At 73.3% G+C, this 16,651-nt stretch carries 18 protein-coding genes; 14 read left to right on the forward strand and 4 right to left on the reverse strand.

The window, feature by feature from the left end:
- Positions 1-86: 86 nt before the first annotated feature.
- Together ACLQ20_RS02710 and ACLQ20_RS02715 are read left to right on the forward strand one after the other, a co-directional pair.
- The gene (locus ACLQ20_RS02710; RefSeq protein ID WP_425854002.1) at positions 87-527 is read left to right on the forward strand and encodes a hypothetical protein; all 441 of its coding nucleotides are present in this window, start codon (positions 87-89) and stop codon (positions 525-527) included.
- Positions 524-1,432, forward strand: a complete 909-nt coding sequence (locus ACLQ20_RS02715; protein ID WP_151454941.1) for an HTTM domain-containing protein — start codon at positions 524-526, stop codon at positions 1,430-1,432. The genes ACLQ20_RS02710 and ACLQ20_RS02715 overlap by 4 nt, the downstream gene beginning before the upstream one ends.
- Here ACLQ20_RS02715 and ACLQ20_RS02720 read toward each other — a convergent pair.
- Entirely contained in the window at positions 1,396-1,815 is a 420-nt protein-coding gene (locus ACLQ20_RS02720; protein WP_311410661.1) for a thiol-disulfide oxidoreductase DCC family protein, read from the reverse strand. The two genes, ACLQ20_RS02715 and ACLQ20_RS02720, sit on opposite strands and share 37 nt — an antisense overlap.
- 102 nt (positions 1,816-1,917) lie before the next feature.
- Between ACLQ20_RS02720 and ACLQ20_RS02725 the strand changes: the two genes are divergently transcribed.
- The 4 genes from ACLQ20_RS02725 to ACLQ20_RS02740 all read left to right on the forward strand — a co-directional run bounded on the left by ACLQ20_RS02725 (position 1,918) and on the right by ACLQ20_RS02740 (position 6,048).
- Entirely contained in the window at positions 1,918-3,987 is a 2,070-nt protein-coding gene (locus ACLQ20_RS02725; RefSeq protein ID WP_425854003.1) for an intein-containing Rv2578c family radical SAM protein, read from the forward strand.
- 23 nt (positions 3,988-4,010) lie between these two features.
- Positions 4,011-4,739 (forward strand): hypothetical protein, encoded by a 729-nt coding sequence (locus ACLQ20_RS02730; RefSeq protein WP_425854004.1) that lies wholly within the window; start codon positions 4,011-4,013, stop codon positions 4,737-4,739.
- 22 nt (positions 4,740-4,761) lie between these two features.
- Entirely contained in the window at positions 4,762-5,169 is a 408-nt protein-coding gene (locus tag ACLQ20_RS02735) for a CoA-binding protein (RefSeq protein ID WP_425854005.1), read from the forward strand.
- A 114-nt stretch (positions 5,170-5,283) separates the two neighbouring features.
- Positions 5,284-6,048 carry a hypothetical protein gene (locus tag ACLQ20_RS02740; RefSeq protein ID WP_425854006.1) on the forward strand — a complete coding sequence of 255 codons (765 nt, stop codon included), beginning with the start codon at positions 5,284-5,286 and terminating at the stop codon, positions 6,046-6,048.
- Between the two features lie 27 nt (positions 6,049-6,075).
- On the opposite strand, the gene ACLQ20_RS02745 is transcribed toward ACLQ20_RS02740, so the two are convergent.
- Complete coding sequence (locus ACLQ20_RS02745) at positions 6,076-7,272, reverse strand: acyl-CoA dehydrogenase family protein (RefSeq protein WP_132231612.1); 1,197 nt, start codon at positions 7,270-7,272, stop codon at positions 6,076-6,078.
- 174 nt (positions 7,273-7,446) lie between these two features.
- On the opposite strand from ACLQ20_RS02745, the gene ACLQ20_RS02750 reads away from it, so the two are divergent.
- Complete coding sequence (locus ACLQ20_RS02750) at positions 7,447-7,992, forward strand: DUF4190 domain-containing protein (RefSeq protein WP_425854007.1); 546 nt, start codon at positions 7,447-7,449, stop codon at positions 7,990-7,992.
- A 10-nt stretch (positions 7,993-8,002) separates the two neighbouring features.
- On the opposite strand, the gene ACLQ20_RS02755 is transcribed toward ACLQ20_RS02750, so the two are convergent.
- Positions 8,003-8,908: an SDR family NAD(P)-dependent oxidoreductase gene (locus ACLQ20_RS02755; RefSeq protein WP_151454935.1), complete on the reverse strand. Its 906-nt coding sequence runs from the start codon at positions 8,906-8,908 to the stop codon at positions 8,003-8,005.
- Between the two features lie 121 nt (positions 8,909-9,029).
- Between ACLQ20_RS02755 and ACLQ20_RS02760 the strand changes: the two genes are divergently transcribed.
- On the forward strand, positions 9,030-9,563 hold the full coding sequence (locus ACLQ20_RS02760; protein ID WP_327030409.1) for a DUF4190 domain-containing protein: 534 nt from the start codon (positions 9,030-9,032) through the stop codon (positions 9,561-9,563).
- Between the two features lie 58 nt (positions 9,564-9,621).
- Here ACLQ20_RS02760 and ACLQ20_RS02765 read toward each other — a convergent pair whose 3' ends face one another.
- Positions 9,622-10,578: an HpcH/HpaI aldolase/citrate lyase family protein gene (locus tag ACLQ20_RS02765; RefSeq protein ID WP_132231620.1), complete on the reverse strand. Its 957-nt coding sequence runs from the start codon at positions 10,576-10,578 to the stop codon at positions 9,622-9,624.
- 125 nt (positions 10,579-10,703) lie between these two features.
- Here ACLQ20_RS02765 and ACLQ20_RS02770 point away from each other — a divergent pair, with 125 nt between their 5' ends.
- The 6 genes from ACLQ20_RS02770 (at position 10,704) to ACLQ20_RS02795 (ending at position 16,627) form a co-directional block, all read left to right on the forward strand.
- Positions 10,704-11,528 carry an SDR family NAD(P)-dependent oxidoreductase gene (locus ACLQ20_RS02770; RefSeq protein WP_311410652.1) on the forward strand — a complete coding sequence of 275 codons (825 nt, stop codon included), beginning with the start codon at positions 10,704-10,706 and terminating at the stop codon, positions 11,526-11,528.
- Positions 11,529-11,603: 75 nt separating this feature from the next.
- Complete coding sequence (locus tag ACLQ20_RS02775; protein WP_425854008.1) at positions 11,604-12,323, forward strand: GNAT family N-acetyltransferase; 720 nt, start codon at positions 11,604-11,606, stop codon at positions 12,321-12,323.
- Positions 12,324-12,545: 222 nt separating this feature from the next.
- Entirely contained in the window at positions 12,546-13,640 is a 1,095-nt protein-coding gene (locus ACLQ20_RS02780) for a SagB family peptide dehydrogenase (RefSeq protein WP_425854009.1), read from the forward strand.
- 8 nt (positions 13,641-13,648) lie between these two features.
- Entirely contained in the window at positions 13,649-14,656 is a 1,008-nt protein-coding gene (locus ACLQ20_RS02785; RefSeq protein ID WP_425854010.1) for an alanine racemase, read from the forward strand.
- Positions 14,653-15,900 carry an MFS transporter gene (locus tag ACLQ20_RS02790; protein ID WP_151454712.1) on the forward strand — a complete coding sequence of 416 codons (1,248 nt, stop codon included), beginning with the start codon at positions 14,653-14,655 and terminating at the stop codon, positions 15,898-15,900. Before ACLQ20_RS02785 ends, ACLQ20_RS02790 begins: the two co-directional genes overlap by 4 nt.
- Complete coding sequence (locus ACLQ20_RS02795; protein ID WP_425854011.1) at positions 15,884-16,627, forward strand: class I SAM-dependent DNA methyltransferase; 744 nt, start codon at positions 15,884-15,886, stop codon at positions 16,625-16,627. Before ACLQ20_RS02790 ends, ACLQ20_RS02795 begins: the two co-directional genes overlap by 17 nt.
- The last annotated feature ends 24 nt before the right edge of the window (positions 16,628-16,651 follow it).

Genomic DNA, 16,651 nt, shown 5'->3' on the forward strand with positions numbered 1-16,651 from the left:
CGCGGCAGCCCTGGCCCGCCGGCCAGCGGGAAGTGGCCGTCGGAGGGAGCCGAGGCGGGCGGTACATCCCGTATCGTCACGACCCGATGGAAACCTTGACCACCCGCGGTCGCGCCGTCCGGCTCGCCGTCACCGCCCTCGGCCTGGCCGTCCTGGCGGCCGGCACCGCCTGGGGCACCGACGACCACTTCCCGTTCGGCCCGTTCCGGATGTACTCCACGTCCAACCCGCCGAACTCCCCCGCCCCGGACACCCGCGTCGAGGGCGTGGACAGCAGCGGAGCGGTCGTCGACCTGGGCGAGCGGGCCACCGGCATCCGCCGGGCCGAGATCGAGGGCCAGCAGAGCCGCTACGCCGCCGACCCCGCGCTGCTCGCCGAGGTCGCCGACGCGTACGCCGAGCGCCACCCGGAGGCGGCGGAGCTGGTCGAGGTCCGCATCGTCATCCGTTGGCACGGCATCCGCGACGGGCGACCCACCGGCCGCTGGACCGACGAGACCGTGGTCGCCTGGCAGGCGGACCGATGAGCCGCTGGTTGACCGAGGCGGTGCCCCGCGGCCGGGTGGCCGCCTTCCGCACGCTGATCTACCTCTTCGTCGCCGCCGACCTGGTCGTCTTCACGCCCTGGGTACGCACCCGGGTGGCGGTGCCCGGCGAGCTCTACCAGCCGCTGCTGGTCGGCCGGGTGCTGCCCCTGCCGACGCCGACCCAGACGCTGGTCACCGTCGTCTTCTGGGCCCTGCTGCTGCTCGCCCTGCTCGCCGCGACCGGCCGGGCACCACGCCTGCTCGGCTGGGCGGTCTTCGCGCTCTACTTCGAGTGGATGATCGTCGCGATGAGCTACGGCAAGGTCGACCACGACCGGTTCGGCCTGCTCGTCGCGCTGGCCGTGCTGCCCACCGCCGGCCGGGCCCGGCACGGCGACACCACCCGCACCGAGGCGGGCGGCTGGGCGCTACGGGTCACCCAGATCGCGGTCATCTGCACGTACTTTCTGGCCGCCTGGGCCAAGCTGCGCTTCGGCGGGCTGGACTGGCTGACCGGCTCGGTGCTGGCCCGGGCGATCCTCCGGCGCGGCACCGAGCTGGCCGACCTGGTCGCCTCGGTGCCGTACCTGCTGATCGTCGCCCAGTTCGGCATCGTCGCGTTCGAGCTGTTCAGCCCGGTGGTGTTCCTGCTCAAGGAACGCTGGCGGCTGGCCACGGTGGGCTTCTTCTACTCGTTCCACCTGGTCACCGTCGCGACCATCACGATCTCGTTCGCCCCGCACCTGGCGGCGATGACCAGCTTCCTGCCGCTGGAGCGGGTCCGGCCGGTGGTCTGGGCGCGCCGGCTGCTCACCCGCCGGGGACGGGACACCGCAGCGCCCGCCGGCGCCGCGCCGGCACTCGCGGGTCAGGCGTCGGCGGCCGGGCGACCGGACGGTCCGTAGAGGCGCTCCCGCGCCTCCTGCGGCAGCGCGCAGGCGGCCGTGCCGCCGGGGAGCCGGTGCCGGTTCCGGGCCACCCAGCGGTACGCGGGCCAGGCGGCGGCGCGTACCGGCGGGAAGGCGAGGCCGGCGCCCGCGACCCGCCAGAGCGGACCGCTGTCGCGGAGCAGCCTGGCGATGGCGTCCGGACCGGCCGCGCGGGACCCGTCGGCGCCCACCCACTGCACCGCCTCCTCGCACTCGGCCTCGCTCAGGCCCAGCGCGTCGAGGTCGGCGAACTGCCACGGCACCACCCGCACGCCGGTCGGGATGCGCCGGTCGATGAACTCGGCGCACCGGGTGCAGAACGCGCAGTCCCCGTCGTAGACGAACGTCGACCTCTCCATGCCCTCCATCCTCCACCCGCCGGGCGCGTGCGGTGCCGCGAGGTGGGCGGGAACACCGCGGGTCGCTTGCGTTCCGCTCGTACGCGTGTTCGAATGAGGGCCATGCGCTGGGACAACCTCGCCGCTCCCCCGGACGAGGGAGTCCCCGACCGGGCAGCGCCGGCGACACCACCCCTGCCGCTGGCGCTGCCCGGAGCGGTCGCCCGCACCTTCGACACGCCGGGCTTCGCCGGCATGACGTTCTACGAGGTGCAGGCCAAGTCGATCATCAACAAGGTGCCCGGCACGTCCCGGGTCCCGTTCGAGTGGACGATCAACCCCTACCGCGGCTGCTCCCATGCGTGCGTCTACTGCCTCTCGGGCGAGACGCCGATCCTCATGGCCGACGGGCGCACGAAGCCGATCAGCAAACTGGAGATCGGTGACCGGATCTACGGCACGCAGCGTCGTGGTGCCTACCGTCGCTACGTCGTCACCACGGTCCTGGCCAAATGGTCGACCGTGAAGCCGGCCTACCGGGTCACCCTGGAGGACGGCACGACGCTGATCGCCAGCGGTGACCACCGGTTCCTCTCCGAGCGCGGCTGGAAACACGTGACCGGCGCGATGAACGGCGCGGGGCAACGCCCCTATCTGACGACGAACAACCGCCTGATCGGCACCGGCCGCTTCGCCACTGGCCCCAAGGACTCGGCCGACTACCGGCAGGGCTACCTCTGCGGGATGATCCGTGGTGACGCGAACCTCGGCACCTACCGCTATTCCTACGGGGTGGTGCACCGGTTCCGCCTGGCGCTCGCCGACGAGGAGGCGCTGGGTCGCACGAAGCGCTTCCTCGTCAGTGCCGGGGTGGAGACGGACAGCTTCGCGTACACCCCGGCAAGTGCGACGCGACGCGCCATCTCCGCGATCCGGACGTCCCGGCAGCGCTCGATCGAGGCCATCACCGCGCTGGTGCGGTGGCCCGACGATCCCACCGACGACTGGCGGCTGGGCTTCCTGGCAGGGATCTTCGACGCAGAGGGCAGTTGCAGCCAGGGCGTTCTCCGGATCAGCAACAGCAGCAACGAGATCCTCGACCAGACGTCGGCGGCGCTGAGCCACTTCGGCTTTACGAGCGTGGTCGAAGATCCAGGCCGCGCGAACCGCGTACGTAACATTCGGCTGACCGGCGGGCTACGCGAACGGCTACGGTTCTTCCACCTGACCGACCCGGCCATCACCCGGAAGCGGTCGATCGACGGTGCGGCGCTGAAATGCCAGGCGGCGCTCCGGGTGGTCGGCATCGAGCCCCTCGGGCTGGAACTGCCCCTCTGGGACATCACGACCGGCACCGGCGACTTCATCGCCGACGGCGTCGTGAGTCACAACTGCTTTGCACGGAACACGCACACCTACCTCGACCTCGATGCCGGGGAGGACTTCGACCGGAAGGTCATCGTCAAGGTCAACGCCGGTGAGCTGGTCCGACGGGAGCTGGCCGCACCGCGCTGGCGGGGAGCGCACGTCGCGATGGGCACCAACGTCGACTGCTACCAGCGGGCCGAGGGGCGCTACCAGCTCATGCCGCAGATCATCGCGGCGCTGCGCGACTTCGCGAACCCGTTCTCGATCCTCACCAAGGGCACGCTGATCCTGCGTGACCTGCCGCTGCTGCGCCAGGCCGCCGAGGTCACCCGGGTCGGCGTGTCGTACTCGGTGGGCTTCGTCGACGAGCGGCTCTGGCGGGCGGTGGAGCCGGGCACCCCCAGCCCGAGGCGGCGGCTCGACGCCGTACGGGCGCTGGCCGACGCCGGCTTCGACGTCGGCGTGCTGATGGCGCCGATCCTGCCCGGGCTCAGCGACGACGACGAGTCGATCGACGCGACCGTGGCGGCCATCGCCGCCGCCGGGGCGACCAGCGCGACGCCGCTGGCGCTGCACCTGCGCCCAGGTGCCCGGGAGTGGTACGCGCGCTGGCTGGGCCGCGAGTTCCCGCACCTGGTCCCCCGCTACCGCGAGCTCTACCGCTCCGGCGCGTACGCCCCGCAGTCCTACCAGCGGGAACTGACGGCGCGGGTGCGCATCGCGGCGCGCCGGCACGGGCTGCCCCGGGGCGAGCGCGGCGAGGACCACCGCCGCACCGGACCGGCGCCCGCGCCGCCGCCCGCCGAGCAGCTCACCCTCCTGTAGACGGCTGCCGATACGCTGCCGGCGTGCGGGAGACGATTGTCCGGGCGCTCCGCCGGCAGCGGGTGGCGGTGGCGGTCGCGCTGGCCGCCGGAGTGCTCTGGGGCGTTGCGGCCGGCTGGGCGCGACGCACGGACGGTCCGGCCGCCCTGCTCACGCTGTTGCCGCTGGTCGCGCTGCTGTTGAGTCTGATGCGCGTCTTCGGGCGGCCCGGTGCCGCCGAGTTGCGGGTGGACGAGCGGGAGCAGGCCTTCTTCGGCCCGCCCAAGGGCCGGGTGAGCTACCGCTGGGTCCTCCTCGCCTTCCTCGCCTACACGACGACCTACCAGCTCAGCTCGGGTCAGGACGGGATGTGGTGGCTCTACCCGAGCATCACCGGCCCGTTCGCCGTTCTGCTGTCGGTCGCCCTCTGGCGCCGGGTGCCGACAGTCGCGCTGACCCCGGCCGGAATCACCGCCGGTGACCCGCTGCGGCACACCTCCGTACCGTGGGAGGCCCTGGACCCGGCGGCTGCGGGCGGGCCGTCCCGGCAGTCCGGCTTCCAGCGGCTGCCGGTGCGCAGCCGTGACCTGGTCCGGCAACGAGGGCTTGCCTCGCGCCGCCACGTCGTCGTCGAGACCGGCGAGCTGGATGTCGCGCCGGAGCTGCTGGCCGGGGCGATCCAGCACTACGCCGCGTATCCCGAGCACCGCGCGGCCATCGGCACGCCCGAGGAGCACGCCCGGCTGCGTCACGTGCTCGCGGGCGGCGGCTGAGCGGCGGGGTTAGAGTCGGCGGGTGCGCTCCGCTCAGCAGATCCTCGCCGACTCCGCCGTGATCGCCGTCGTGGGCGCGTCCCGCGACCCGCGCAAGGCCGCGCACAGCGTGCCGTTGCAGATGCAGCGGTACGGCTGGCGGATCATCCCGGTGAACCCGACGGCCGATGAACTCTTCGGCGAGCGGGTCTACCGGTCCCTGGCCGACATCCCGCACCCGGTCGACCTGGTCGACGTGTTCCGGCCGGCGCAGGACGCGGTCGACGTGGTGCGCGAGGCGGTGGCGATCGGCGCTCCGGCGGTCTGGTTGCAGCTCGGCATCGTCTCGGCCGAGGCGCGGCGGATCGCCACGGAGGCGGGCGTCGACTACGTCGAGGATCGTTGCCTGATCGTCGAGCGCGCCGCCGTCGGCCTGACCCGGCTGGGCTGACCGGGTTCGGGAAGTCCCGGCACGGCGGTCGGTCCCGCCCGCCGTGGCGGTTGCACGAGTCGGCTGGGCGGTTGGTCGGGCCCGTACGTTGTCGACGGCTCGTACCCTGCGGTCATGTCTGTCCGCCTGTCCGGCCGGCTGCCGAAGCGCGACGACGGGCTCTGGTCCCGCCGGCTGCTGGCCGCGACGGTGGCCGCAATGGTGGCGGTGCCGATGGCCGCCGCGCTGTTCCGGGTTCCCCGGTTCGATCCCGATGTCTGTGTCTTCTGGCTCTTCGTCGGTGTGACCGCGCTGCTGCGGCGGTGGTGTCCGCGGCAGGACGCCCGGCTTATCTGGCGGGAACGGGTGGCCGGCGTGGACGGGACGGAGCCCGGTCTGGTCGCTCGGCGGTCCCTGGCCGGCTGGGTCGACCTCGTCACCGCCCTGGCCTGGGCGACGGCGGTGATGCTGGTGGTGACGATGGCGCTGCCCGCCGACCCGCAGTGGGCCCGGGTCGTCCGGCTGGTGCTCCTGGTCGCGGTGGCGGCGGCGGGCGGCCTCGTCGCCTATTTCGGCATGCGGTTCACCGGGCGGCTGGCGCTGACGGCGAGCGGGATCCGGCACGGCCGCCGGCGGTACGACTGGTCCAACATCGACCGGGTGAGCCTGCACCGGGAGGACGGCCGGCTCGCCGGAGTGCGGCTGCGGCCGAGGGTGTGGCGGTCGCTGGAGCCGGCGCCGGTGGTCGGGGGCCGTGACGTGGCGGTGCCGGAGCAGCGCCTGGCGGCCGCGATCGAGGCGTACCGGGAACGACCGCAGGTGCTGGCGGCGGGGCCGGTCACCGCACCGGAGCCCGCCGCCGGCGCCGACGTGTCAGGAAGGGCACCTTCCTCTACCTGAGGCGTCAGGAGGGTGCCCTTCCTCGCGTCAGAGCTTGTACTGCTTGAGGAGGCCGCGGGAGATGATCGTCTTCTGGATCTCCGAGGTGCCCTCGCCGATGAGCAGGAACGGGGCCTCCCGCATCAGCCGCTCGATCTCGTACTCCTTGGAGTAGCCGTAGCCGCCGTGGATGCGGAACGCCTCCTGGACGACCTCGGCGCAGTACTCCGAGGCGAGCAGCTTGGCCATGCCGGCCTCGACGTCGTTGCGCTGGCCGGCGTCCTTGAGCCGGGCGGCGTTGACCATGAGCGCGTGGGCCGCCTCGATCTTGGTGCCCATCTCAGCGAGCTTGAAGGCGACGGCCTGGTGCTTCGCGAGCGGCTGGCCGAAGGTGTGGCGCTGCTGGGCGTACGCGACGGCGAGTTCGAAGGCGCGGATGGAGATGCCGCAGGCGCGGGCGGCCACGTTGACCCGGCCGACCTCGATGCCGTCCATCATCTGGTAGAAGCCGCGGCCGACCTTCTCCGCGCCGCCGAGGACGGCGGACTCGTCGACGGTGACCCCGTCGAGCACCATCTCGGTGGTCTCGACGCCTTTGTAGCCCATCTTGTCGATCTTGCCGGGGATGGTCAGGCCTGGCGCTGTCTCGCCGAAGCCGGGCTCCTTCTCCAGCAGGAAGGTGCTCATGTTGCCGTAGACGGAGTCGGCGCCCGTGTCGGTCTTGACCAGGGTCGCCACCACCGACGAGTACGCCCCGTTGGTCAGCCACATCTTCTGGCCGTTGATGACGTACCGGTCGCCGTCGCGGACGGCCTTCGACTTGATCGCGGAGACGTCGGAGCCACACTCGGGCTCGGACATCGAGAAGGCGCCGCGCACCTCGCCGGTCGCCATCTTCGGCAGCAGCCGGGCCTTCTGCTCGGCGGAGCCGTGCTGGGAGATCAGGTACGCGACGATGAAGTGGGTGTTGACGATGCCGGAGATCGACATCCAGCCCCGCGACAGCTCCTCGACCACCAGCGCGTAGGTGAGCAGGGACTCGCCGAGCCCGCCGTACTCCTCGTCGATGGTGAGACCGAAGAGGCCCATCTCGCGCATCCCGTCGAGGATGTCGCTCGGGTACTCGTCGGCGTGCTCCAGCCGCTGCGCGTGCGGGATGATCTCCTTGTCGGCGAACTCCCGGACGGTCTCCAGGATCGACCGCTGCACATCGGTCAGGCCGGGCGTCTGGGCGAGTCGGGCCATCTCAGCCTCCGGGGGTCGGCGCCTTACTCATGGGTAACTGAACGCTTCGTCAGTATTGGCCGCACGGCGGTCGAGGCCAAGGTGACCAGTCCACACAACCGCTGTGAAAAGGTTCACCGCTGCGGGTAGCGTCCGGCAAGAGGGGACGCGATCCGCCACCGGCAGGAGGAGACCGTGAGCCAGCCACCGTCGTCGGGGCCGCCCGATCCGGACCGGTCGCCGTCACCCTGGGAGCCCCCGCCGGGGCACGATCCGTCGAGCTACGAGCCCCCACCGGAGCCACCGTCGTACGGGCCGCCGTCCTACGAGCAGCCGTCCTACGAACCACCGTCCTACGAGCCGGCCCACCAGCAGCCCGCGTACGGGCAGCCCAGCTACGAGCAGCCCGGCGAACCGCCGCACGGGCAGCAGTGGAGGCATCAGCCCCCGTACACCCCGCAGACGCCCTACGGGCAGTACGGCCCGCCGTCCGGTCCCCGGGCCGGCGGGACGAACGTGCTCGCCATCCTCTCGCTGGTCTTCGCGTTCGTCTTCTCCCCGATCGGCATCGTCCTCGGGCACCTGGCCAAGCGGCAGATCCGCACGACGGGCGAGGAGGGCGACCAGCTCGCCACGTGGGGCCTCATCCTCAGCTACGTCATCACCGGGCTCGGCGTGCTGGCCTGCTGCGGCTGGATCGCGCTGATCGCCCTCGCCGGCAACAACGGCCCCAACTACTGAGCCCCGCGGATCAGCGGAACTCGGCCTCACGGACGCTGTTGCCGCCGTCCACCACCAGCATCTGCCCGGTGATGTACGAGGCGGCCGGCGAGCAGAGGAAGACGATCGCCGCGGCCACCTCGTCCGGCGTGCCGGGGCGGCCGACCGGGGTGCCGAGGCCCTGCCGGATCTCCGCCACCGTGGAGGCCGCGGTGTGGATGGTGCCCGGCGCGACGGCGTTCACGGTCACCCCGTCGGCGATCATCTCCATCGCCAGCGCCCGGGTCAGCCCGACCACGCCCGCCTTGGCCGCCGCGTAGGCCGCCTCGGTGGGCAGGGCGTTGACCGGCCCGGCGGTGGCCGACAGGTTGACGATCCGGCCCCAGCCCCGCTCGGCCATGCCGCCGATGAAGGCCCGGCTGCACAGGAACGCGGTGGTGAGGTTGCGGTCGATCTCACCGCGCCACTCGTCGTAGCTGAGCTGGGCGACCGGGCGCAGCACCTCGGGGCTGGCCCGGCTGGCCAGGCCCGCGTTGTTGACCAGCACCTCGACGTCCCCGAGCTGCTCGGCGACCGCGTCGGCGAGCGCGCCCACCTCCGACTCGTCGGTGAGGTCGGCGACGAAGCCGGTCACGCCCAGCTCGCCGGCCCGGTCGTGGATGCGTCGGGTGGTGGAGACGATGGCCACCCGGGCGCCGAGGTCGGCCAGCCGGCGGGCCGTCGCGTACCCGATGCCGTCCGGGCTGCCCGCCCCGGTGACCAGGGCGACCTTCCCGTCGAGGCGCATGGTCACCGGGTCCGGCAGCGGCGCGGGCTCGTCGATGCCGGCGGTGCCCGGCTGGGCGGCGGCGCGGGTGCGCCGGGCCACGCCGGGGCGGCTCGCGTCCCGTCTCGGTCGGCTGCCGGAGCGGTCCGCGGCTCGCGCGTCAATCACCATGCCAGGATCCTGCCCGCTTCCTCCGGCCCGGGCAACGCGGCACACCCGGTGGTGACACCTCGGGGTCTGGGCAGGCCTGACTACCCTGACGGGCGCACCCCGCACCCTACGGAGCAGACGAATGACATATCCCCCGCCCTCCGGCGGCTGGAACGACCCGGCGTGGTCGGGCCAGCAGTCGAGCCCACCCGCCGACCCCGCCCTCCCGGTGAGCGGTCAACCCGTCCCCACCCAGCCCACCGGCCCCGACCCGTACGCGCCGGCCGACCCGTACGCCCCGGACCCGTACGCGGGCGGCGACCCGTACGCCGGGATGAAGCACGCCGCCGGCCAGCCCGGGCCCGCCGCCTACCCGCCGGCCTACCCGAACTACGGCTACGCCCCCTCGTTGAGGACCAACGGCCTCGCCATCGCCGCACTGGTGCTCGCCCTGGTCGGCATCGGCTCCTGCATCACCGCGCCGATCGGCGCGATCCTCGGCCACGTCGCGCAGAAGCAGATCCGGGAGACCGGCGAGGGCGGCGAGGGCATGGCGAAGGCCGGCATCATCGTCGGCTGGATCGTCACCGGCCTCTACCTGCTGGTGGTCCTCTTCTACGTGGCGATCATCATCTTCGCGATCTCCCAGGCCGACACCGGCGGCACCAACTACTGACGCGACGGTGCCGCCCCGGCGCGGACCGGGGCGGCACGGATGTCGGGAGGCGCGGGGACTACTCGGCCGGCGGGGTGAAGGACGAGGTGCGGGTCATGCCCGCGGCCCGGCCCTTCGCCGCCACCACGAGGGCCATCTTGCGGGACGCCTCGTCGATCATCTCGTCGCCGAGCATCACCGCGCCCAGCCGGCCGCCCGCCTCCGACGTGTAGTGCTCGTACGCGTCGAGGATCAGCTCGGCGTGGTCGTAGTCGGCCTGGGCCGGCGAGTAGACCTCGTTCGCGGCGTCGATCTGGCCCGGGTGCAGCACCCACTTGCCGTCGAAGCCGAGCGCCGCCGAGCGCTTGGCCACCTCGCGGAACGCGTCCACGTCGCGGATCTGCAGGAACGGGCCGTCGATGGCCTGCTTGTCGTGCATCCGGGCCGCCATCAGGATGCGCATGAGGATGTAGTGGTAGGGGTCGCCCGGGTAGTCCGGGATGAGCGCGCCGACCACCAGGGACTTCATGTTGATCGAGGCCATGAAGTCGGCCGGACCGAAGATGATGGTCTCGACCCGGGGCGAGGCGGCCGCGATGGCGTCGATGTTGACCAGGCCGGCGGCGTTCTCGATCTGCGCCTCGATGCCGATCCGGCCGACCTCCAGGCCGAGCGTCTTCTCCAGCTGGGTCAGGGTCATGTCGAGCCACTGCACCTGGGCCGCGTTCTGCACCTTGGGCAGCATGACGCAGTCGAGGTTGGCGCCGGCGCCCTCCACCACGTCGATGACGTCCCGGTAGGTCCACGGCGTGGTCAGGTCGTTGACCCGGACGACGCGGGTCTTGCCCGACCAGTCGCCCTCGTTGAGCGCCGCGACGATGTTCTTCCGGGCGTCGGGCTTGGCCAGCGGGGCGACCGCGTCCTCCAGGTCCAGGAAGACCTGGTCGGCCGGGAGCCCCTGGGCCTTGCCGAGCATCTTGACGCTGGAGCCGGGTACCGCGAGGCAGGACCGACGGGGGCGACCGACTGCGGCCATGGATGCGCTCCTTCCAGCGTGCGCGGGCACGCCGACGTCACCTGACGAAATGCGAGGGCTTAACGATCCCAAAGGTCTTTGTGACGCCACGGTAACCTCGTGCCGTGACCGGGGTGAATGGACCTGTGGAAGATCTCACTGGGCGTCGGATCGTGGTGGTGACCGGGGCCAGTTCGGGCATCGGGCTGGCGGCCGCCGTCGACCTGGCGCGCCGCGGTGACCAGGTGGTACTGGTCGGCCGCGACCCGGCCCGACTCCAGGCCGCGGCGGAACAGGTGCGGGAGGCGTCCGGCGAGCGACCGGAGCTGTTCCGGGCCGACTTCGCGGTGCTGGACGACGTCCGCCGGCTGGCCGGCAAGCTGCGCGAGGCGTACGACCGGATCGACGTGCTCGCCAACAACGCCGGGGCGATCGCGCTCCAGCCGCTCACCACGGTCGACGGCTTCGAGCTGTCGATCCAGGCCAACCACCTGGCCCCGTTCCTGCTCAGCAACCTGCTGCGGGACCGGATCGGCCGGATGGTGGTGACCGCCTCGGGCGCGCACCGCAGCGGCGTGCTCGACCCGGCCGACCTCAACGCCGCGCTGCGCCGCTACCGGCCCATGCAGGCGTACGGCACCAGCAAGCAGGCGAACATCCTCTTCACGGCCGAGGCGGCCCGGCGCTGGCCGGAGATCCCCGCGTACTCCTTCCATCCGGGGGTGGTGCGCAGCCGGTTCGGCAACGACAACCGGCTGGTCGCCCTGGGCATGCGGATCCTGCCGCTGCGCAGCCCGGAGAAGGGCGCGGAGACGCTGGTCTGGCTGGCCAACCAGGACCCGGAGCGGCTGGTGACGGGCGGCTACCACGTCGACCGGCGGCTGCGCCGGCCGCTGCCCAGGGCGACCGATCCGCAGCTCGCCGCCCGACTCTGGACGGCCAGCGCCGAGGCGGTCGGCGTCGCCGGATAACGGGGCCCCGCCCGGCAGGCGGCGCCGCCGGATTTGCGGTGTCACCGGGGGCGGGGCGCTGCGATACTCCGCCGCATGACGACCACGGGGAACGACGCCGGCAGCGTCCTTCGGGTGCTCCGCGAGGACAAGGAACTCCAGGCACGGCTCGACGCGGAGCTGACCATCTTCAACAACCGGGCGACCGGCGCGGACGACGAGGCCGGCCTCTGCGTCCGGGTCGACGACGCCGACGGCGAGCTGGTGGCCGGCCTGACCGGGTGGACCTGGGGCGGCTGCGCCGGGATCAACATGGTGTGGGTGCGCGAGGACCGCCGCGCCGAGGGGTGGGGCGGCCGGCTGCTGCGGGCCGCCGAGGACGAGGCCCGCCGGCGCGGCTGCACGGAGATGTCGGTCTCCTCGTTCTCGTTCCAGGCGCCGGAGTTCTACCGCCGGCACGGCTACCTCGACACGGGCCGCCGGGAGGGCATCCCCGGCGGCCACGTCGACCACCACTTCTTCAAGTCGCTGGTCACCGACCCGGCCGCCGCCGTGCGCCTGGTGGCGCTGGCCCCCGACGCGGTCGAGACCGGCCAGCGGTACGAGGACGCGGTGCTCGGCCTGCTCGGGCGGCACGGCGGGCGGCTGGAGCGTCGGCAGCGCACCGGCGACGGGCGTACGGAGGTGCACCTGATCCGGTTCGACACCCGCGCCGGCTACGACGGTTTCCTGGCCGACCCGGAGCGGGTGGCGCTGCGCGGTGAGCTGGGCGACGCCGCCCCGACCACCCGGGTGCTGGAGGTCCACGAGGCCTGAGTCGGCGCGGGAGCGGGTCGGCTCGATCCATGTCGGTGGGTGTGTTCACTGTGGACGGTCTGATACGGTGCATCACAGTGATCAACGCCGATTAGTGAGGGGAGCTCCCGCATGACCGAGCAGATCGAGGCCTTCGAGCCGGTGGCGTCCGACGACTACGACCAGGAACTGACCTGCCTGGAGCCTCCGGTCGAGGTCTGACCGGTCGAAGCCTGAGTAGTCATGCGTGTCCGTGTGTCGCGGCTGGTCGTCTTCCTGTGGCGTGACGGCCAACTGGTCTGCGACGACCCGCTGAGGCACCGGCAGTTCGCGTTGACTGTGGAGGCGGAGAGGCTGCTGCGCGACTACGCCGACTGGGCCGAGCCCGAAGGCCGGCTCGCGCAGCAGCTCCTCGACGCCCACGTGCTCGTCGCCGAGGGTTCGCCCGAGCACGCCCAGGAGGAACGCCTCGGCGCGTGGCGCGACCTGGGACCGGCAGCCACCTACTACCACCTGGCCAGCCGTACGCTCGGCAGCGACGTCTTCCGCTCGGCGGCGCAGGACGCGGCGGTGCTGCGCGCCAAGTCCGGCCAGCCGGATCCGGTCAGGGAGCACGACGGGCCACGCATCGCCCTGCCCCCCGCCGACCCGCCCGCCGTCGACTTCACCACGGTCCTCGCGGCCCGGCGCTCGACCCGATGGTTCGACCCGGACCGCCCGGTGCCGCTGCCCGCGTTCGCGGCCCTGCTGCGCTGGACGGCCGGGGTCCGTCGCGAGGTGGACGTCTCCGGGGTCGGGACGGCGCTGCTCAAGACCGTCCCCTCCGGCGGGGCCCGCCACCCGGTCGAGGTCTACCCGGTGGTCCGCGACGTGGCGGGGCTGGAACCCGGGATCTACCACTACGCGGTGCGCCGCCACGAGCTGGTGCGCCTCGCGCCCGCCCCCGGCGAGGACCGGCTGCGCGAGTGGTGCGGCGGGCAGCCGCACGGCGCCCAGGCCGGCTTCCTGCTGATGTACGCGGCGGTGCTCGACCGGACCGTGTGGAAGTACCCGGCCGCCCGCGCGTACCGTGCGCTCCTGCTCGACGTCGGTCACCTGAGCCAGACCGTGTACCTCACCGCGACGGCGCTCGGGCTCGGGACGTTCTTCACCGCCGCCACCCGCGACGCGCCCGTCGAGGACGCCCTCGGGCTGTCCTGGCCGGACGAGGCCTTCCTCGGTGTCTCCGGCGTCGGCGTGCCGCACCCCGCCGAGCGGGACCGCCAGGCGGCGATGCTCGCCGGCGGCGACGCGGCGTTCTCCTTCCCGCCGGACGCCTGGCACGGGCGCGGCGAATGACGCCACGGGTGACCGTCGACCTGGCCCGGCTGGACGCGAACGTCGCGCGGTACGGCCGGCGGGTGGCCGAGGCCGACGTCGCCCTGCGCGCGCACGTCAAGGGGCACCGGAGTCCCGAGATCGCCGCCCGGCAGGTGGCCGCGGGCGCGGTGGGCGTCGCGGTGCACTCGGCGGCCGAGGCCGAGGCCTACGTGGCGGTGGGCGTGACGGACGTGACGGTGGCGTGGCCCTGGCGTGACGCGTGGCGGTGGACCAGGTTCGCCCAGCTCGCGCGGCACTGCGCGGTGACGGTGCACGTGGACCACCCCGACGCGGTGGCCGGGCTCGGCGCGGCGGCCGAGGCCCACGGCGTCGAACTCGGCGTACGCGTCGAGGTCGACACCGGTCTGCACCGCGTCGGCGTCGACCCCGACGCCGCCGTGGGGCTGGCCGCCACGATCGCGCGGACCGGCGGGCTGCGGATGGCGGGCGTCACCGGATACGTGGGGATCACCGACCCCGCCGCCGCGCGCGACCGGGTCGAGCTGGGCCGCCACCAGGCGCGCCTGCTGGTGTCGGTCGCCGAGCGGATCCGCGCGGCCGGGTCGCCCTGCCCGGCCGTCAGCGTCGGGGGCACCCCGACCCTCGCCGGCGTGCTGGACGTCGCCGGCGTGACCGAGGTCTGCGCCGGGGCGTACGCGCTGCTCGACGGCGGGTTCGCCCGGCTGGGCGAGTGCGACCCCGGGGCGGTCGCGATATCCGTCACCACGACCGTCACCGGCACCGACGGACAGGTGCTGCGCACCGACGCCGACGAACTGCTAGCGGGCGCCGACCAGACCTGGATGAGCGGTGTCGTGCTGACCGCACCCGACGGCGGGCCGGTCGACGCGGGGTCGGTGTCGGTGGGCGACGAGCTGCGGGTGCTGCCCGGACACGTGTGCCCCGTGGTGGCCCGCCGGCCGCTGCTGCACGTGCTCGACGCCGGCGAGCCGGTGGCGCGGTGGCAGGCGATCGTCCGCCCGGACCGGGCATGACCGACACCGTCGCGTCCGTGGACCGCCCGGCGGACCCGCTGCGCGAGCGCCGGTTCGTCCTGTTCGCCACGGCCAGGACGATCTCCGTCTTCGGCAACGCGATGGGCCCGCTCGCGCTGACCTTCGCCGTGCTCGACCTTCCCGGCGGATCGCCCACGGCGCTGTCGCTCGTGCTCGCCGCGATCTCGGTGCCCCGGATCGCGCTGATGCTGCTCGGCGGCGTCATCGGCGACCGGCTGCCGCGCCACCGCGTACTCGTGGCGGCGGAACTGATGTGCGGTACGGCGTACGGCGCGATGACCGTCCTCGTGCTGAGCGGGCGGGCCGGCGTCGCCACCCTCGCCGTCTGCGCAGCCGTCGCCGGCACCGCCTCCGCGCTGCTGCTGCCCTCGCTCAACGGGCTGACCGCCGAACTCGTCGCGCCACAGGCGCGCCAGCGGGGCAACGCCCTGCTGCGGCTCGGCACGAACACCGCCACGGTGGCGGGCTTCACGGCGGGCGGCGCGCTGATCACCTGGCTCGGGCCGGGCTGGGCGCTGGCCCTCGACGCCGCGACGTTCGCCGTCGCCGCCTTACTCCTCGCGCGGCTGCGCCTCGCCGCGACGACCCGGCCCGCCGGGCGGAACCTGCCGGCCGAACTGCGCGACGGCTGGCGCGAGTTCGTCCGGCGACGATGGCTGTGGCAGATCGTGCTCGCCGCAGCGGTGATCAACGCCGCCGTCGGGGTCACCTTCGGGCTCGCGGGGCCGCTGCTCGCCAGGGCGCACCTGGGCGGCGCGGGCGCCTGGTCCGGCGTCCTGGCCGGGTACGCCGTCGGCATGTTTGCCGGCGTGCTGGTGGCGATGCGGATCAGGACGACCCGGCCCCTGCGCACGGCCGTCCTCGCCGTGTCGCTGCTGGGGCTGCCGGCGCTGCTGCTCGGAGCCGGTGCCGCCCTGCCGTTCGTGATCCTCGCCGCCGTGCTGGCCGGGGTCGCCTTCGACGTCTTCGGGGTGCTGTGGGAGACGACCGTCCAGTCCGAGGTGCCGACGGAGGCGATGTCCCGCGTGAGCGCGTACGAGTGGCTGGGGGCGGTGGGACTGGGCCCGCCCGTCATGATCGCCGCCGGTCTCGTCGTACCCGCGATCGGCGTGCGAACGGCCCTGCTCGCCCTGGCCACGGTGATCTTCGTGGCCGCGCTCGTCCCGTTGGCCAGTTCCACCGTCCGGCACTACGAAAGGCAACCCGATGGCCGAGTACGTTGACGCCTTCGTCACGGCGTATGACCGCTTTTGGGCGCCGTACCCCGAGCGGATGGGCGAGGCGTGGCTGCGGCTGCACGCGCGCGTCGCACCCGGGTCGGAGCTGAGCCTGCTGGACGTCGGCTGCGGCACCGGCATCGTGGCCGCCCGATTCGCCGCCGCCGGCTACCGGGTCGTCGGGGTCGACGTCTCCGAGGCGATGATCGCCCGCGCCCGGGAACGGCTGGCCGGCACCGACGCGGTGCTCATCGCCGCGGACGCCGCGGACTTCGAGGTGCCGCGCCCCTGCGCGTTCGCGGTCTCCACGTACGACGTCCTCAACCACGTCGGCGACATCGACCGGGTCCGGTCCTACCTGCGCTGCGTGCACCGGGCGGTCGCGCCGGGCGGCTGGTTCGGCTTCGACATGTCCACGACGAAGGGGCTCCTCGCCGACGTCCCCCCGGTCGCCCGGCAGGACGGCACCGTCTCGGTCGAGGTGGCCCGGGGCCCGCTCGACGGCGACCGCCGCCCGCTGCACGTCACCGGGGAGCTACGCACCGACGACGGCCGCACGGCCCCCTTCACCACGACGATCACCAACACCGCCCACCCCGTGGCCGACGTGCTCTCCGCCCTGGCTGACGCCGGCTGGACGACGAGCCACGTCGCCGCCATCGACGACCTGCTCACCCCCGTACCCGACCCGGAGGCGCTGCCCCGGGTCGCCGTGCTCGCCCGACGCGACTGACGGGGCTCGTCCGCCGGCCGCCGG

It is taken from the genome of Micromonospora sp. DT46 (assembly GCF_049841735.1).
In the GTDB taxonomy this organism is placed as follows: Bacteria; Actinomycetota; Actinomycetes; order Mycobacteriales; family Micromonosporaceae; genus Micromonospora; species Micromonospora reichwaldensis.

Bases quoted from the DNA above. Each gene is read 5' to 3' on its own strand.
- ACLQ20_RS02710 (WP_425854002.1), top strand. From the start codon at position 87: ATGGAAACCTTGACCACCCGCGGTCGCGCCGTCCGGCTCGCCGTCACC.
- ACLQ20_RS02715 (WP_151454941.1), top strand. From the start codon at position 524: ATGAGCCGCTGGTTGACCGAGGCGGTGCCCCGCGGCCGGGTGGCCGCC.
- ACLQ20_RS02720 (WP_311410661.1), bottom strand. From the start codon at position 1,815: ATGGAGAGGTCGACGTTCGTCTACGACGGGGACTGCGCGTTCTGCACC.
- ACLQ20_RS02725 (WP_425854003.1), top strand. From the start codon at position 1,918: ATGCGCTGGGACAACCTCGCCGCTCCCCCGGACGAGGGAGTCCCCGAC.
- ACLQ20_RS02740 (WP_425854006.1), top strand. From the start codon at position 5,284: ATGTCTGTCCGCCTGTCCGGCCGGCTGCCGAAGCGCGACGACGGGCTC.
- ACLQ20_RS02745 (WP_132231612.1), bottom strand. From the start codon at position 7,272: ATGGCCCGACTCGCCCAGACGCCCGGCCTGACCGATGTGCAGCGGTCG.
- ACLQ20_RS02755 (WP_151454935.1), bottom strand. From the start codon at position 8,908: ATGGTGATTGACGCGCGAGCCGCGGACCGCTCCGGCAGCCGACCGAGA.
- ACLQ20_RS02760 (WP_327030409.1), top strand. From the start codon at position 9,030: ATGACATATCCCCCGCCCTCCGGCGGCTGGAACGACCCGGCGTGGTCG.
- ACLQ20_RS02765 (WP_132231620.1), bottom strand. From the start codon at position 10,578: ATGGCCGCAGTCGGTCGCCCCCGTCGGTCCTGCCTCGCGGTACCCGGC.
- ACLQ20_RS02775 (WP_425854008.1), top strand. From the start codon at position 11,604: ATGACGACCACGGGGAACGACGCCGGCAGCGTCCTTCGGGTGCTCCGC.
- ACLQ20_RS02780 (WP_425854009.1), top strand. From the start codon at position 12,546: ATGCGTGTCCGTGTGTCGCGGCTGGTCGTCTTCCTGTGGCGTGACGGC.
- ACLQ20_RS02790 (WP_151454712.1), top strand. From the start codon at position 14,653: ATGACCGACACCGTCGCGTCCGTGGACCGCCCGGCGGACCCGCTGCGC.
- ACLQ20_RS02795 (WP_425854011.1), top strand. From the start codon at position 15,884: ATGGCCGAGTACGTTGACGCCTTCGTCACGGCGTATGACCGCTTTTGG.